The sequence below is a fragment of the Caenimonas terrae genome (genome assembly GCF_042655405.1).
GTDB lineage: Bacteria > Pseudomonadota > Gammaproteobacteria > Burkholderiales > Burkholderiaceae_C > Ramlibacter > Ramlibacter terrae_A.
Genome location: NZ_JBHSMF010000002.1, coordinates 401,925 through 418,015, shown reverse-complemented (window position 1 = coordinate 418,015; position 16,091 = coordinate 401,925). Strand labels below are relative to the sequence as shown.

General features: G+C 56.9%; 10 protein-coding genes. 5 read left to right on the top strand and 5 right to left on the bottom strand.

Translation table 11 applies throughout. The features are described from left to right. Positions 1–351 precede the first annotated feature (351 nt). The gene (locus ACFPOE_RS02015; RefSeq protein ID WP_376848325.1) at positions 352–549 is read left to right on the top strand and encodes a DNA-binding protein; all 198 of its coding nucleotides are present in this window, start codon (positions 352–354) and stop codon (positions 547–549) included. Positions 550–685: 136 nt separating this feature from the next. Here ACFPOE_RS02015 and ACFPOE_RS02010 read toward each other — a convergent pair whose 3' ends face one another. Then, entirely contained in the window at positions 686–2,668 is a 1,983-nt protein-coding gene (locus ACFPOE_RS02010; RefSeq protein WP_376848324.1) for a hypothetical protein, read from the bottom strand. A 1,032-nt stretch (positions 2,669–3,700) separates the two neighbouring features. Here ACFPOE_RS02010 and dndB point away from each other — a divergent pair. From dndB to dndE, 4 genes are read left to right on the top strand one after another with little or no spacing between them, the layout of a single operon-like run. Continuing rightward, the gene (gene dndB, locus ACFPOE_RS02005) at positions 3,701–4,804 is read left to right on the top strand and encodes a DNA sulfur modification protein DndB (RefSeq protein ID WP_376848323.1); all 1,104 of its coding nucleotides are present in this window, start codon (positions 3,701–3,703) and stop codon (positions 4,802–4,804) included. Between the two features lie 16 nt (positions 4,805–4,820). After that, the gene (gene dndC / locus ACFPOE_RS02000; RefSeq protein WP_376848322.1) at positions 4,821–6,410 is read left to right on the top strand and encodes a DNA phosphorothioation system sulfurtransferase DndC; all 1,590 of its coding nucleotides are present in this window, start codon (positions 4,821–4,823) and stop codon (positions 6,408–6,410) included. Positions 6,411–6,412: 2 nt separating this feature from the next. Then, complete coding sequence (gene dndD, locus ACFPOE_RS01995) at positions 6,413–8,389, top strand: DNA sulfur modification protein DndD (protein ID WP_376848321.1); 1,977 nt, start codon at positions 6,413–6,415, stop codon at positions 8,387–8,389. Next, positions 8,386–8,736 carry a DNA sulfur modification protein DndE gene (dndE, locus tag ACFPOE_RS01990; protein WP_376848320.1) on the top strand — a complete coding sequence of 117 codons (351 nt, stop codon included), beginning with the start codon at positions 8,386–8,388 and terminating at the stop codon, positions 8,734–8,736. Before dndD ends, dndE begins: the two co-directional genes overlap by 4 nt. Here the strand turns inward: dndE and ACFPOE_RS01985 are convergent. The 4 genes from ACFPOE_RS01985 to ACFPOE_RS01970 form a co-directional block, all read right to left on the bottom strand. Further along, the gene (locus tag ACFPOE_RS01985) at positions 8,696–9,346 is read right to left on the bottom strand and encodes an HNH endonuclease (RefSeq protein ID WP_376848319.1); all 651 of its coding nucleotides are present in this window, start codon (positions 9,344–9,346) and stop codon (positions 8,696–8,698) included. The two genes, dndE and ACFPOE_RS01985, sit on opposite strands and share 41 nt — an antisense overlap. 109 nt (positions 9,347–9,455) lie before the next feature. Beyond that, positions 9,456–10,739 carry a hypothetical protein gene (locus ACFPOE_RS01980; RefSeq protein ID WP_376848318.1) on the bottom strand — a complete coding sequence of 428 codons (1,284 nt, stop codon included), beginning with the start codon at positions 10,737–10,739 and terminating at the stop codon, positions 9,456–9,458. After that, entirely contained in the window at positions 10,714–12,813 is a 2,100-nt protein-coding gene (locus tag ACFPOE_RS01975; RefSeq protein WP_376848317.1) for a DEAD/DEAH box helicase, read from the bottom strand. The genes ACFPOE_RS01980 and ACFPOE_RS01975 overlap by 26 nt, the downstream gene beginning before the upstream one ends. Positions 12,814–13,290: 477 nt before the next feature. Continuing rightward, positions 13,291–15,909: a DNA phosphorothioation-associated putative methyltransferase gene (locus ACFPOE_RS01970; RefSeq protein ID WP_376848316.1), complete on the bottom strand. Its 2,619-nt coding sequence runs from the start codon at positions 15,907–15,909 to the stop codon at positions 13,291–13,293. Positions 15,910–16,091: the final 182 nt, after the last annotated feature.

Here is a 16,091-nt window from a genome sequence, read left to right as displayed (position 1 = left end):
TGCCGATAGCGTCAGAAGTCATGACGGCTGAAGTCCGCTCTGCTTGAAAGAGCTCAAGCACATCGGGGGCAACCTTCGAACAGAAGTACCAGCCTGGGGCAGGCGAGTTCCCGCTTGACGCGCTGCGTACGATGTGACCATCCCAGAGCCGCTGCTGGTCTAACGCGGCATGTATGCGTTCGCTCAACCCGTTTGTGTCCGCCATAGAAACCAGTGCGCTGAAGACCCGAAAGCCTCTGATGGTCCCTGACTCAATCGCGCAGGGCAAGAAGATTCAATTACCAAATTCGTTGCGTCCGTAGCAGGTCCCTACACGGTGTGCCGGAGTTTCCCGGTGACCTCAAGGACCTTATGGGAACGCAGCGCAAGAGAGGGCGTCCGGGCGTGACGCTTGAAGACGTTCGTGAGGCATGCAAACGCCTGGCCGCTCAAGGAAGGCGCATCGGACCAACAAACGTGCGCCTTGAGCTTGGACGTGGGAGCTTTCGCACCATCGTCAAGCACCTTCGTACGCTAGGACACACGGGCACTCGCAGCAAGCGAACATGATTCACGGCGGCCACAGGCCGCCGCTTTTCTTGCCTGATGGCAGCGGTTTTAGGTAGGTCATGAAGCCTGCAGCCAAGGCGGTAGTAGCTGAGCACCTCCGCTCGGTGAAGAGCGCAGCCCTATTTGTGCTGGCCAATCAGAGCCGCGCCGCCTCCAGCTCCGAGGTAAACGCCTCGAAATGCCTGTCAAGTCCGTCCTGCACCTCTAAATGCCCGTAGTCCCGTAGGACTGTGGTCAGCTTGTCGTGCAGCAGCTTGGCCACTAACGCATATGCGCCGGGAAATCGCTTCAAGAAGTCAGTGGCGCAGATATGTCGGAAGCTGTGCGGTCCGAAGCCGGGGCGCCCTGGTCTTAAAACCGCCGTCATCTGTCGGATACGGCCGGTCATGCCTTCGCTACGCCACATGCCGTACCGTTCAGTCGCATCGCAGCCAAAAACTGAGTCGTCGGCGGAAGCCGGACCGCACGGGGCGCGTAGGAAAAAGTAGGGTGAATCAGCCGCAGCAAGATTGGGTCGGCCAACGTTCAGGTATCTCTCGATGTCAGGCCAAAGTGCTTGCGGAACGTTGGCGTTGTACGCTTCTTGTGATGCAAATCTTTCGTTCTTGAAATCTGAGGGGTCGTATCTAAGTCCCCAACCGCCTTCTGCCTTGCGGTAGATATTTCCCTTGTTGTCTCGCGTGTACTTCATGACTGCGAAGTGCTGGACGCGCAGCGGGTTCGACGAGAGCATCTTCAGGAGCAGCACGTCTCGGGTCCAGGTGGAATGCTCCATGCGCGCTGAGGAAAGCGGCTCCATGCGTTCTAACTGCGCAATCATGCGTGCCACCTCCTGCAGCGGCCGCTTTGAGCTCACGATGTCTTGAATGGCCTCCCATTTGTCTCTCGAAGGCTTGATGCTTCCCGTGCTCTCAAGCCTCGCCACACGTTCAGCGTAAGCAGAGTGAAGCTCGGCACACTTGGCACGCCAAGCGTTCTGGCGCGCTCCAGCGGTCAGGCCTATGACGTCGATGACGGCATCGCGTTCGTCCACGGACCCAATGAGCTCGTCATTAAGCCAAATCCAACCGGTTTCTGGCCGCAGCAACATGCAGCACGCGTTCAGGGTCTGCAGCAACCCCTTGTGAATGAGTCCTGCCCGACGCTGCTGCCAATTGAAGTACTCAAAGACCTTCTCCTTCCGTAACAACCATGCAAGGGAGTCGACCCTCTCCCGCTCGATGCCAGCACCACCCTTGACCTTTTCTAGGGATAACCAACCGAAGTAGCCGCCCAGAAACCCCCAGCAGGCGTCGGCAGCGGAGCACACTTTCCCCTCCCATACATTGGAATTGTTCAATCGACAACCACTTGATTTCAACGCTTTGAGACGCCATACATCGTGCCCCCGCACACCATCCCGAAGAACGTCTACTTTGTAAGCGATGAGGTCGCGCCACTGCTCAAGCAACTTGCCGTCCGGCTGTCGCGAGTACTTCAGGCATGCCAGGCTGATGGTCTTCATGCGCGCACCAAAGGCGGTACTGCAGGTTGTGCCTTCCTCGGCCATCGCCCTTAGTGCGGCCCTAATGCTCGTTGCTCGCGGGAGCCTGGAAGACAGAGTGCCGGCTTTGAGACCAAGGCCGCTCTCAAGGGCTGCAACGTCGGCGAGAGAGCCGGATGTCGGACGTTGTTTGCCGGTTTGCCAGTGGCGGATGCGTCGAAGCAGGACTCCCGTGCACCGCTCTAAGTCTCCAGTGGTCATGCCGACCCGGCGCATGCACTCGGCAAGAGCCGCTGAGAAGTCCTGTGGCAGGTTGTCTTCGCTTGCCATGTCCTTCAGCATGGTCTGCCACCGCAGCATCAGCTCGCATCTGTCCTGAATAGTGCGCGGGCTCTTGCCCTGAAGCCGAAGCTCATCCATGACGCGAGTCCAAGAACCGTCGAATGAGAGTTCCATCTCCTCGCCAACGCGCGTACCTGCGGCGAGGCCCAGCGCTTTCATCCAAGAGTTGAGGGCGGTTTGGTAGTTGTTGCGGACTCCTTTGGAGACACCGTTCTCTTCGAGTTTTTGTAGGCCAATAGACTTTAGGTCGGCGTACGAGTACGCGAATGCCGGGGAGATGTTTGTAGGATTCATGACAATGCTGCTAGTAACGCGGTGGACTCACGGGCGCGTGAAAGGCACGCTCACGGAGGAATCGCGCAAAGCCAGGTGTTTCCCCAGGAAGTCGACCTGTCGCCACTCTGGCTTCTCGTCCACGAACCCCTAGTTATCCCCGTGAGCTACCCCAACCGCGGAAGGAGTCGCACACACAGCTATGCGCTTACTTCGTATAGCAACGGCTCTTCTAAAACGGTTGGCGGCACGCGATTGCGCTTTAGGGGCGGGCTGTCGTGCCCGGGGCAGGCGGTGGTCGCAACTAGGCGAGCTAGGCACGAACTTGGTTAATGAAGTACGGCACTCAAGCCGTGAACCTCCCCGTGGACCATCAAGCAGCGCCGCTCGAGATAAGCGGCGCACTACCTTGAGTCCACTGCGTGTAGCGACGGCCGATTCCCTCTGGGTCTAAAAAGGGCTAGCACCCGTTTTAGAGTCGGGTGCTCCGTCAACAGTCCGCGCCGTATAGAGACAGGTGCTGTCCGTCGGGGCTTGGGAGAGGGCTCAAGACCGCGGTCGCCGGCCAGATGGCGCCGCCTCGAGGTGATGACGCCCTCGCTCACTCGCCTTCAGGCAGCCCTCGTGGCGACGCCGACCATCCGAGAGCTCCGCGGGCCCCGCACGCGCGAAAGGGTGCGTAGGTCGGAGTAGTCTGGGTAGGGCGATGAACGCTGTGGCTTGACCATTCGGGCTGCTGCGCCCCCCAAGCCCAGCGCTGGAATGCTTTGAATCGGCCTCACGACACGAGGCTCGGCTTCTGTTGCGGCGCGCGACGGGACTAGGGAGCCCGTGACCCGCATTCCTGGCGAGTGACTTGCAGCCCCATGGGCCGCCTAACGGGTCAGTGCCGGTCGCCCTGCGGTCGGACGATTCCCAGAACAGAGCCGTCGGCAAGTGGATTTCTTAGGGAGCTGAGCAGCGAGCAAGCGTGGCAAGAGCTCTTCCGTTTTTCACGCGTTGTGCTAGGATGACAAACGTTTGCATGTAAACAGACAAACGTTGCAGAAACAAGTGGCCAACGTCGATACAAGCTTCAGGTACGTGTTCCCAGCTATACGCGGGGTCCAGGCTGGGCGCGAGTACTACGTGTCAATGTGCCCGCTTCGGTTGTTGTCTAAGCTATTTCACTTCGACGACGAAGAGTTGCTGCCCGAGCTTCGGGCGCAGCGGTCGCTGAACAAGAGTCGAGTTCCGGAAATCGCGCGCTACATACTGGCGAACAAGACGGACTACACGTTTTCCGCCATTACGGCATCTATCGACGGGCCGATTGAGTTTTCCCCCGTAAATCCAGAGCCAGGCGTGCCGGCACGTGTCGGCTCGCTGAAAGTTGCAATGGATGCAAAGTTCATCGTCAATGATGGTCAGCATCGGCGGGCGGCCATCGAGGCAGCTTTGCTCGAGGCGCCGGAACTCGCTGATGAGACCATCGCAGTCGTGTTCTTCGTGGACCGCGGACTTGAGCGATGCCAGCAGATGTTCGCGGACCTAAATCGTCATGCCGTCAAACCTTCTGCTTCGATTGGCGTTCTGTACGACCAGCGCAGCGCTGCTGGTCGTGTCGCGAAGCATTTGAGTTTGACGTCGCCAGTCTTCAAGAACTTGGTGGAATCGGAGCGCTCGACGTTGTCGCCGAGGTCGCGGAAGTTATTCACGCTCAGCGCACTGAACTTTGCAACGTTGGAGCTCCTCCCAGAAAAAGTCTTGGTTGACTTTCCACGTGCTGCGCAGCAGTCGCAGGATTTCTGGAGCGCGGTTAGCGAACAAATACCTGAATGGACGTACGTACGCGAGGCGAAGATGACTTCAGGTGAGGTGCGACAGGACTTCATTCACTGCCACGCCATCGTTCTCCAGGCGCTGGGAAGGGCTGGTCGCTCGCTCCTCACTCATTCGCCTTCAGAAGTTCGCCGCCGTATCAAGAAGCTACGGACGCTCGATTGGGCTAGGAGCAACGCTCAGACTTGGGAAGGGCGGGCGATGGTTGGTGGCTCCATGGCAAAGTCAGGCCAAAACGTAACGCTTACGTGCAATGAAATTAAGAAGACGCTCGGATTGAGCCTAGAGCCGGATGAACAGGCTGCAGAGAATGCTTGGGCGTCCGCGCGCCGCTGACACTTAGAAGGACTACATGCCAGCAAGCGTTGAACACATTACTCGCGAGATTCAGGACTTGTACATGTCCGACTCGATGCCATGGATAGTTGGCTACAGCGGTGGCAAGGACTCCACTGCTTCCTTGCAACTGATTTGGAATGCAATTTCCAGTTTGCCTTCAGACCGTCGAAGATTCAAGCCGGTCCACGTTATAAGTACAGACACTTTGGTCGAGAACCCGGTCATCGCAGCATGGGTGGACGTATCGCTAAAGAGTATGAACCTGGCCGCCACGCGGCAAGGGCTACCGATTCAGGCGCATCGGCTCACTCCTGCGCTTGAGCATAGGTTCTGGGTAAATCTGATTGGGAAGGGATACCCGGCCCCTCGACCCAAGTTTCGTTGGTGCACTGACCGTCTCAAAATCTCCGCTTCCACCGCATTTATTCAGAGTCTGTCAGACCAATGTGGAGAGGCGATTCTTGTTCTGGGCCAGCGCCGCGGCGAGAGTTCGGCCCGTGACAAGGTTATGGATACGTATGCTTCCAGTACACGGGAAAGGCTTAGCCGTAACAAGGACCCAAAACTGTCGCGCGTTTGGGTGTATCTGCCAATCGAAACATGGTCGAGTGATGACGTGTGGGAATACATCATCTCTAACAAAAACCCGTGGGGCGTCGACAACCAGGACTTGTTCGACATCTACAGAGGCGCTACACCTGACTCCGAGTGCCCCATCGTCGTAGATAAATCGACGCCAAGCTGCGGCGATAGTCGGTTTGGTTGCTACGTGTGCACCATGGTTACTCAGGACAAGTCCATGCACGCGATGATTCAAAACGACAAGGAAAAGGCATGGATGCAGCCCATACTACATTTCAGAAACACGTATCTAGCTGTCGACGACCGTGACTTTCGCGACTTCAGGCGAATGAACGGACAGTTGATACTAATGAACGACCGGTTGGTGCACGGGCCTTACTCCCAGGAAAGGCGGAGGGAGCTACTCGAGCAACTTCTCCTCACGCAACAACAAGTGCGTGAAGCAGGGCGGGCTCAAGGGTTTGGCGACATTGAACTAATATCGTTAGAAGAGCTGGACGCAATTCGTAGTTTATGGGTAGTAGAAAAGGGTGAAATTGAGGACTGGGTTCCTGAGATTTACACCCGCGTCATGGGAGTGCCTTATCCTGGACGCGAGCTTGAGCCGATGCCACTTGAGCGAACTGACCTCGGCTTGTTGCGGACTGCGGCTACCGGCTGGGTAAATTCAGCGAAAACTAGCGCTACTGAGTCTGAGCCTCTATCTGCTGCGCGGGTTGACGAGCTATACAAAATGACTCGTTCTCTCCTTGCTGTAGGGTTTCGCGGATTGCAGAGTCGACGCCGTTCCGAGCAATTGAACGAGCTTGAGAACGTCCTTAAAGCCTACGCTTTCCTGGACGAAGCTGATGCGCTGCAATATGCGCGACAGCACTTAGTCGAGTCGGGCGACAACCCGGACCGCGGCCAGCTCAAAGAAAACGTGGACGAGGGCCAAGTTCTCGACGCACTTCTGGAGGGACACTCTGCGCAAAAAGTGATTCCAATCCGGAGCATACAAGTCTTGCCGAACGCGGATTAACGATGGCGAAAGTAACTTTTTCCCACATCGCGATTTCCAATCTTGGGCCATTCCGAGACAGGCAAGTCTTGAACTTGGCCGTTGGAAGCGGGAAACCCATCGTGTTGGTCCGTGCGCTAAACGGAAGCGGAAAGACAACACTTCTGACCTGCATTCAAGTTGCGCTATATGGAAGCCGTGCATTTTCTGCTTCGCGGGCAGGCGAGTATGAACAACTGATTTCGGGGCTACACCGAGCGGACGCAACAGGGCCGGCAGAGGTCGAACTTGGGATTCGCGTCGAAATCGAAGGCGTCGCAGAGGAACTGACACTCGTTCGAACCTGGGAGGCTCGCGGGCGCACCAGTGAACGTTTTGAAATTCTCCGAGATAAGTCTCCAGACTTTGAGCTCGCTTCCGAATGGGAGGACTTCATCGACTCTATTCTCCCAGCCGAGCTCGCCCAGCTGTTTTTGTTCGATGGGGAGCGCATAGAGTCGTTAGCTAGCCCTCGAACCCTCCCGGACATGCTGAGACGTGCGACGGAAGCGTTCTTGGGCATTGGTGGAATTGAAGCTCTAGGCAAAGACTTGATTGCCGTTGAGCGTCGCTCGATGCTCCGCTCGCGGGAACAGATGTCCAAGTATGCTGAGGCAAAGGACGAACTTGAACTGCTGGACGGTCAGCATGTTCAGGCACTTCAACGGGTCTGTACTGCAAGAGACGAGCTTGCGCGCGCACGTACTGAGCTCGACGTTGCACAAATCAACTTCCGTCGATTCAGCCAAAAGGCGAAACGGTCTGGGTTAGATGCTTACCAAAATGCGGCTGCGCTGCAGGCAAATGTGGATGCTGCAGACGCGGCGGTTAAGGAAGCACTCGCCGCGGTTCGGGAGTCTTTGGCGGACCCCTATGTACCATTCGCGAAACTCGGCGAGTTGTGGAAAACGTATACGGCGCAATGGGAACAGGAGCGAGAGACGGCAGTTGCCGAACACGTTTCACGAGAGATGGTCCGCCGTGACGAGCGCGTCCTTGCCTCTATGAAGGATGTGCTTCCTTCTAAAGCGATGGCTCACCTTCGCGGCGTACTTGATGAAGAAGGAGAGAAGTACCGAGTGCTGGGTGCATTACCGCGGCTTCTCTGTTCCAAGTCCGACCCACGTACGCTCAAGCTGCGCGTCGAACAAGCGGCAGCTAGTCATCAGGCCGCCGTTGAGGAGTTGGCGCTGGCGCGAACGAAGCTTCAAAAGGCGCAGAAGCGCGTCTCGGCAGTTCCAGAAGAGGACCGTCTCCGAGACATCCTCAGCCAGATGCAGCAAGAATCAAAGGCCTTGGCGAAGGCAGAGTCCGAGGTGAATCGCCTAGAGAAGGAACATGGGGAATGCGACGCTATTTTGAAGCGCTTGGACCTACGTCTTGAGGCATCGAGAGAGCGCCTGGGTAAGCAGTTTCGAGGCCAGGCGTTGGAAGAACGAGCTATTGCCGGAAGCCAGCGGGCACGAGTGGTTCTTTCTCAGTTCAAGGAGAACTTGTTGGCCGCCAAAGCTGAGTGGCTTTCGGACATGATTACAGCTGAGTTTAAGGCGCTCATGAGGAAGCAGCGGCTTTTCTCCCGCGTTTCCGTCCACCCTCTGACCTATCAGGTCACCATTACGGGCACCCAAGGACGCGAGCTGCCGATGGAGCGACTCTCAGCAGGCGAGCGGCAATTGCTGGCCATAGCTGTGCTTAGCGCCCTCATTCGGGAGCGGAAAGGAATGTTTCCCGTCGTAGTCGACACGCCGCTTGCGAGACTGGACAAGCAGCATCGAAAAAGTCTTGTTCAGAGATTTTTCTCCAGAATTTCACATCAGGTTATCGTTCTGTCCACAGACGAAGAAGTCGACGAAGAGCTTTTGGCGGACATGCGCCGTCATATGACTGGCGCTTACACGTTGTCCTACTCAGATGAGCAGCACAGCAGTCAAGCTCGGGTTATGGAGGAACTTGCAGCATGAGTGGTATCGACCGAGTTCGGCTGAGCGGAGCTGCCAAGCAGCAGCTCAGCACCCTTAAGCGGCGAACTGGCATTGAGCACTACAACGTCCTATGCCGCCACGCGATTTGCGCTTCGCTCGCACAATCCTTGGACATTCCAGACGAGGCACTCAGTTTCGTAGGTGGTCTGGAGATTGATTGGGATACGCTTGCGGGCGACGCGGGTCCGGTTTACGTGGACTTAATCTGCACAAAGCATTCAATTCCGAGCACTAGCCCGGAGCTCCGCAAGCTCGTGAGTCTTCACGTGCATCGTGGTTTGTCTTTCATGCTTGCCAATTCCGACGCACTTGTGCCGGCACCGTAGCTCTCCTCATCCGCGCGCTGTTAGGAGGCGCGCTCATATGGCGGGGCAAACGAACTTCCAAGCCCTCGTACTGGGAGTAGTGGGCCCGAGCCGCTGTAGACAGGCGCACCCGCCCGCACCGGTCGAAACATAGCATTCCGCAGTCGTACAGCGCATGCAAGTCCCGGCGGAGCAACACGCCATCGTCCGCTGTATTGAACCCTGACCTCCAGCTGCGTCCCGTGAGATGAGCTGCCTCCAATGCATCAGGAACGTCGCAACCAGTTATGACGCACCTGCCAGCGCATGCTTCGAAGACAGCCGACCGAAAAGCGGATTGGTGAGGGCGAGTGGCGGACCAGGCAAATCCTGACCAGGGACTTGGGCTGTGAAGCAAGTGCCGCCCCGTTGCAAGAGGTGCCGACCGATTTTCCCAGAACGCATAGCAGCTAGTTCTTTCCGAGTCTTCGTCATCAACTCGGAATCGATATCTAATCTCCTTCAACGAACGTCTCGTGCGAGTTCCTACAACAAGGCAAGGCAAGAGAGGCTCGTTGTTGGTGCGGCATTCAAGCGCGATTGCGCGGAGAGCAGACCGCGCGTCCGCAAACGTCAGCTCGAAGCGCGCCATCAGTTCCCCGTAAGTCGCGCTTGTCCGGCGTTGACTCAGTCCGATGAGCCAGCGCCGCACCGCTCCTGCCATCTGGATGCTATACGCGCTCGACACAACTCAGCTCCAGTTAGGACGTGACGGCTTTCATCATCTTCACGTACTTGCTGGCGACTGACACGATTTCTTCGAGCATAGGCTCAAGATGCTCCTGCTGCGACAATAACGCGTCGCCTTTAAGTTCCTGCAACGCCGTCCGGAGCGAATCCAGTGTGTCCACCGCTGACCGACGCGCCTTATGTGCAAGATACTGCGCTTCCACCACACGAATTGACGGGGCCTCTTCTGGAGCGTCGACATTCAGCATCTTGGAGAACGGCGTGCCCTTGCGTACGTCGTAGTTGTTCATTTTGCTCCACAACCCGACGCTCTCAGCCTTGTAAAAGACGTTTTCGTCGGCGTCGTCATCGGTGCCTGACCTGTCTCGAGGCTTGGAAAAGGCCCACTGAAAAAGCACTTCTGCACGCTCGTCAGGCAGGTCAAGAGCATCTTTTCCGAATTCAAACTGGTCTTGCGTGAACCGAGACTGAAGTATCTGCTCGAAGTAGTACTGGTCTGCATCCTGGAAGCTCTCGCCTTCGGGCAACCGGTGTTCAAACTTCCGCTTGAAGTCCGTAAACGCAGCGGCGGCCTGCATATTTCTTCGCGTAGTCAGCTCCTTTCTTGAGACCATGTCTGCGACACGTTTGACCAGTTGAGGCTCGAGCGTGAGCTTGCGACCGTCGCTGTAAGTTTCCCGATATAGCTTCTCGTACAGTGAGAGGATGTACAGGTTTGTGGCATATGGCTGCCATTGCTGTGCATGGGCAATGTGGCGTACGCCGAGTAAGCGCGGAAGCTTCTGCTGCAGTTCCTCTACGGACCCGGCTGCGAGAGGAAAGACTTTCAGGTTGTCTGTCGCCGCCCGCACAGCCTCTAAAGAGCGGACCACCTCCTCTTGCGCCTGCACAATATGTTGGGCAGGTGACGAGGACTTCTTCAGCTTCTCCAACGCCTTTTTCTCTTGGTCGAGACGCTCGCCTCTCAGGTAGCGCAGTGCAACAGTTCGTGTGTTGCCCTCGACCACTACGTAAAACCCTTTTCGTTTGGGGTGCTCCCAAACAATTATTGGGTCAATGGGAATCCAGCCCTGCTTAATTATTGAATCTTGAAGGGCGTCGACGCCCGTATAAGCTGCTCGGACTCGTTTTTCGAGATGAGCCTGATGTTCAATATCGAACAGACCAGTCGGGTCGTCGTAGCCTGGGGGATGCTCCTGAGCGATTCTTGGGTTATTCGGGTCAAGAAACAACTTCTCAAACGGGACTGGTTTTTGTTCCATGAGGTCGTCAGTGGGTGCGAGTGGTTTGGTCATGCTGGTCCTCTTTCAGAGAGATGGTCGATTCGTCAAGTGCTAGCGTCCGCTCCTTCCAAGAGGCGGGACTCACAAGGAATTCAATGCGGCGAAATAGTCGATACGGAATGAGGTCGTACGAAGAGCCCTCCAGAAAATGCGCGAGCACAGACACTTGGTCGGCAGGGGCGCAAGAACCCAGCCTAGCCTTGAGTTCCTGCATAGCGAGAACGAGTTGTTGCCACGCAGCTGAGCTTAGAAGAAAGCCCTCGGCCCCGCTTGCTGGCAAAGGTGTCTTGGCTAGTGCACACCACCTTGAGGGTTCAACGACGTACGTGTGTTGAACAGCTTCCCTGTTATGACAGTCTTGGAGGAACTCAGCGAGTTCACTGGGAACCGAGCGATGAAGTGTGAAGGTTACATATTTCAGCCAGCTTGAGGCGCCGCATTTCTTGTACTGTCGATGGCTCTCGTGCCCCGCCGTGTCCCCGCTCATCTCCCGCTTTGCCAAGTAGCTTGAGGTCAGGAGACCAGTCAACTCGCGCCATGGACTGCCGGCGGAAAGGTCGCGGCTAATGCCTAGACTCGGACCGTCGCGCAGCAAGTAGTCAGATGGGTCAGATAGGTCCGCTCCGAGTGCACAGAAGCCGTTGAAGAGCGTTCGCACGCGAGTAGAGGTTTCGTCTGTTTCGAGAGCCCCGCCCCACCTACTATCCGCCTGGAAGTCTTCTTTTGGTCCGAAATACGGGAGCCCATAAAGAAACAGACGACACGTTTCGCCCGGTTGGACGTGCCGAACCTGCTCTAGGATTCGCGCGCAAGCACCTTCATCTACGTGGTGCGCATCCAGAATCTCAGTAGCCCTTCGCACGAGGTCTTCTGAGCTTGCGTATTCGACGTCAATGAGTTGTGGCCGAAGATAGTCATCGATGTCTTGGTACAGCCACCGCTGGTCGAAGTGGTACGCAACGTCGGCATTTTTTGCCTGGATGACATAGGCGGAGGTCTTGCCAGGCGAGTACCGGACACACCGTCCGGCAGCCTGCATAAGCCGGATAACGCTTGACGACGGGTACGTCAAAATGACCGTGTCTATTCCTGGGTCATCAAAGCCTTCTAGGAGAATCTGAGCGGATACAAGAATTGCACGGGGTTGGGAGGCGAAACGATTGAGAAAATCTTCGTTGTCAATTCCAAGCGAATTACCCTCGCCCACCACGTAGCCAATATCATCCAAACTCAGAGGATTGTCGCCCGCCTGGCTGAGCCGCGAACACAGAGCCTCATAAAACTCCTGCACGCGGTCCACGCGCGGCGCTAATACGAGCGTCTTTCTACCCTTAGTTCGAGCGTGCTCAAGTACGTACTCCGCTAGTTCCTCAACGGCGTCCTGCGACCAATCGAAATCCTCCACCGGAAAATCCAGGAAGGTGGGCCGGAGAATGGCGCCCTTCTCGGCAAGCTCCCGATACGTCGTAGTAAAAGCAATTTCGTCAATTCCAATTGGGAGTCGGTCCGGTCTGTTCGGAGTGGCTGTTAAAAGCAGAGCGGGTGTTCCTCCCAACATTCCTAGCAGCCGTTGGTAGGTTGGGGCCGCACCGTGATGCGCCTCGTCAATAACCACCAAAGCAATGGCACGCTCGGATGACCACCCTGTCGTGGCTGCCTCCCCCAGCATCACGAATTGGAGACGGTCCTCCAGCTCCGCTGCACTGGACATCAGAGTTTCTGGCTGCCGCGCCGCCATCATCTTCAGGAGCTCCCGATGCGCTTGCTGCCTGAGGTTCTTCCGGTGCGTGACCCAAACTACGACGGAGTCATTCTTTGGGTGGCCCGCCAGCATCCGAAGGGCGACGCGGAGGGCGGTCCGGGTTTTGCCGGCCCCCGTCGGCAACACCAGTCCGATTCGACCGAAAGGCCGCCGACCTAGTGCGTCTAGGCAGCGCTGAACGGCGGTGTCCTGAAAGCTCCAGTCAGGCTCACCTCGCCCCGGCTTTGGCGATTGAATGCGTTCGCCTGCGCTAAGGGTGGTTAGTTGAGGCTTAAGGAGAAGTCTCGCAATGGCCGGTGGCACAGACAGCTGCTCAGACAGCATAGTCGTGTCCCCACCCATGAGCTTCAGTGTTCTTGCGCGAGTAGCCAACGCCTCTGAGGCCACCGCAGCACGAGGCGTGAGCTCTGGATTGTCCTGGAGTGCTAGATGGGCGCCCAACTCGATAAGTTGGAGAGTGGCTTCATTTAGCCCTCGAGAGGCATCATCAGACAGAAGGCCGTGGAGCCTATTCGCGTGCACCGACCGGTGCCCTCTTAAGGCGAGAGCGTCATTCAGCACCTTCGCAGTCGCGCCAACGCTCCCAGTCGCCAGCCATAAAGGTTGGACCTGTGTCGAAATGAGCTCCTGGACGCGCTCGGCGTGAACATTCAGTCGGGCCATGGGTTCCTCTAAAGTGCCCCGACAATAGTCTAAAATTTCGGAATCGGCAATCTAAAATGCCGTTATTTTAGAATCCAAAGGGTAAACCCTTACTCCCATGTCCTGAGCTCTGACCCGACGCGTGTATCGACACGCCCATCAAGTGTCCTGTCCGACGTCCCCGAACCGCAGCTTCTTGGGTATTCGGCGCCCGCTCGGCAGAGCTAGCATCTCAAACGCCTCTGCTGCTGGTGTCCGGGACCAGCTCACATGAATGGGCCTGGTCACTCCATAGAAGTACAGGCGGTCTACCGGTGTGTTGGCCACCATCCACCGGGCAACCTCAAGCATGTCTTCGTTCTCGACCAGAAAATCGCAGGCCGCTCCGCCGCGAGAGCAGATGAGCTTGCCGGACGTGTTTGTCTCTTCAGATGCGTGCTGGTCAATCGAATGAGCAACCCGATGCGAAATGTGTCTCTGGAGACTCAGTGAGCAAAACCCATAAGTCAGCTTGATACCGCCAAACCACTCGATTACGGGGTCAAGGATTTGCGTAGCAAGGCCATACAGAGCGTTATAGGTTTCGGAGCGCATCGGCCGATTCTCAATAAGCGAAGCTTGCTGAGTCTCACCGCACTCCACAAAATCTCGAAAACTGAAGTGCGCTCCGCAAGGCGCGTCCAAATCAGGCAAAGTTGAACTCGGCAGGAGCTCCATGCCGCGGATTTCAAGCCGGCGCAGCGCGAGATGTCTGGCGAGAACCTCTGGAGGCGGACCGAAGGGCGAATCATCTAGTGCGCCTGTTGCCTCGAGAGCTTCGTCAAAGGCAAGCTGCTCGGCATACCCAGGCGAGTCTTCGTGCATATACCGGCTTTTCCAATACAGGTTGGGCGCCGGGTACGCATCGCCATACTCAAAGACGTCATACCGGAGCCTGCGAAGGTTCACCTTTATGCGTCGCTTTACTGAAGGCACGGGCGTGCAGTGATAGTCCCCGCATTCAATCAGCGTTAGCTTGGCGGAACTAAGATGAATCTTGAGCACTGAAGCATCGTGCCCACCCCCTGTGAGAAGCAGACCGCAAGACACGAAGGCACGCATTACTATCGGCAACCTGTCCACCAAATCCGCCTCAACCTGCAGGGAATGCTCCGCGTCCAGCCAGCCAAGTCCTTCTTCGGCTGACGTCTTAGCGGCGGCCAATAGGAGTGACAGGTCGCTTGACTGGGTCAGAAGAGACCGCGCGGCAGTAATGGCGCTGGAGTAATCCCCGAAAAAGCAGCGAATGTCCGTTTGCAGGCGCGGCTCCAGCGCTTTGTAGCGAGGGCGCTTGGCGAACTGCTGCATTGCAAGATACAACGTCAAGTCGTCGATGCGTGCCTTTCGAGCGCGGTACAGCAATGACTGGTCATATCCGTGCCGTAGTAATCGAATTGCGCTCGAGAGGGACGGAACTATTGGGCGGAGACTCAGGTCGGGTGGGAGCTCGGCGGCCTCTGGAAATCGGCCCAGTTCAAGCGCAATGTGCCAGAGTGTGTCAAGAACAGGCTGCGCCTCCACTATGCGGCGCTCTAGCGAGGTCCTCGCTTGGGGTCTGTGTCGCGACTTTTTGCGAATCTTGGTCTGCTTCGGATTCGCCGGCCCAACTATCGAAGCCTTCTCCCGTCGACTTATCAAAAGAAGGCGTTCGGAAACCGCTTTAGTTCGGTAGCGGTCCGAGAGAAAGCGCTGCTCCATGCCTTTGTCCGCAAATACAAGCGCTATGCCCGGAGCCGCCATGACAACTTCCTGGCTCAAAACCTGCTCTATGTAGTCCTTTATTTCATCCTGCGAGAAGTACTTTTGGAATGTCCCTCTGGAGGTGAGAACTCCATCCTGAAATGGCCGCCCCAGGGTGTCCGACGTTCGCAGCATTACACCGACTGTCATCACGCCGCTGCAGATACTGAACGCACGCGACAGAGCTTCGACCCGCTCCGCTGCATCCTCGATGACATTGATAACGAAGCCGAGATTCACCACATCAGCACGCGGAGGAATGCTGTTGTGCGGAGCAAAGTGAGGGTCCCAGCCCGCGCTGGTGTAACCCAGTGCCCTCAGGGTCTCGACGTCATTACCCTTGCCGCAGCCGTAGTCAAAAAATTGAATCGTCGATGTGATGAGGCCATGGCGCAGAAGCAGCTGCACAGGCGCGGAGAGATTCGTCCTGGCTAAGGCGGTCAGGTGCCTCTGAACCTCCGCATGCGCACGCACGCTAGGCTGCCCATCAGAAGTGTCGATGACGTTGCCGAGCGGCTCGAACTGCTCGCCAACCAATCTGTAGCCACGCCCTTCAATTAGACGCTCCCAATTCAGCCGAAATCCAATGGTTCTTGTGTCGTCGAACAACCCCAGCCCCTCAGCAATCTCCGTAATTTGGGCCCATGCTTTCCGATACGGATGGTCAGGAGCGACCAGCAGCTCCTTTCGGTGGAGGATTGGCGGGTTGAGAGCTTGTGCGTACGACCTAAAGGCGAAATTGGAATTACTTGCGTCCTGAGATGTCCAAGCGGCCCTCAACACAGGGAATGGCTCGCTGTCAAAGTTGGAGTACTCGAGAAATGAGAGTCTTCGGGTCGACTTACTCACTTTGGCCACATTCACCTTGCCGCGAGCGTCCGGCTGGAGAGTGGCAAGACCTTGCTCAATGAGCGCACGCCAAGCTTCGTTCGTTACCAGCATGCGAGCGCTGAGGTGGACATAAAGGCTGTCGCCGACTGACTTGCCGATATCTGCCATGGACACCCTCCCCGAGAAACTAGAACGAGCGCAGCAATTCTGCTCGTGTCAGGCCGCTAGTCGCGCGTGAGGCGGCTGGGGCAGAGCCAACGGATGGGAGCGTGCGGTGCTCCTTCAAAAGCCTAACCGAGCCATCCGGAGAACTGGGTAAGCCCACTTCCTACCTAATTCTGCTGCCCTCC

Bases quoted from the DNA above. Each gene is read 5' to 3' on its own strand.
- ACFPOE_RS02015 (WP_376848325.1), top strand. From the start codon at position 352: ATGGGAACGCAGCGCAAGAGAGGGCGTCCGGGCGTGACGCTTGAAGAC.
- ACFPOE_RS02010 (WP_376848324.1), bottom strand. From the start codon at position 2,668: ATGAATCCTACAAACATCTCCCCGGCATTCGCGTACTCGTACGCCGAC.
- dndC (WP_376848322.1), top strand. From the start codon at position 4,821: ATGCCAGCAAGCGTTGAACACATTACTCGCGAGATTCAGGACTTGTAC.
- dndD (WP_376848321.1), top strand. From the start codon at position 6,413: ATGGCGAAAGTAACTTTTTCCCACATCGCGATTTCCAATCTTGGGCCA.
- dndE (WP_376848320.1), top strand. From the start codon at position 8,386: ATGAGTGGTATCGACCGAGTTCGGCTGAGCGGAGCTGCCAAGCAGCAG.
- ACFPOE_RS01985 (WP_376848319.1), bottom strand. From the start codon at position 9,346: ATGGCGCGCTTCGAGCTGACGTTTGCGGACGCGCGGTCTGCTCTCCGC.
- ACFPOE_RS01980 (WP_376848318.1), bottom strand. From the start codon at position 10,739: ATGACCAAACCACTCGCACCCACTGACGACCTCATGGAACAAAAACCA.
- ACFPOE_RS01975 (WP_376848317.1), bottom strand. From the start codon at position 12,813: ATGCTGTCTGAGCAGCTGTCTGTGCCACCGGCCATTGCGAGACTTCTC.
- ACFPOE_RS01970 (WP_376848316.1), bottom strand. From the start codon at position 15,909: ATGGCAGATATCGGCAAGTCAGTCGGCGACAGCCTTTATGTCCACCTC.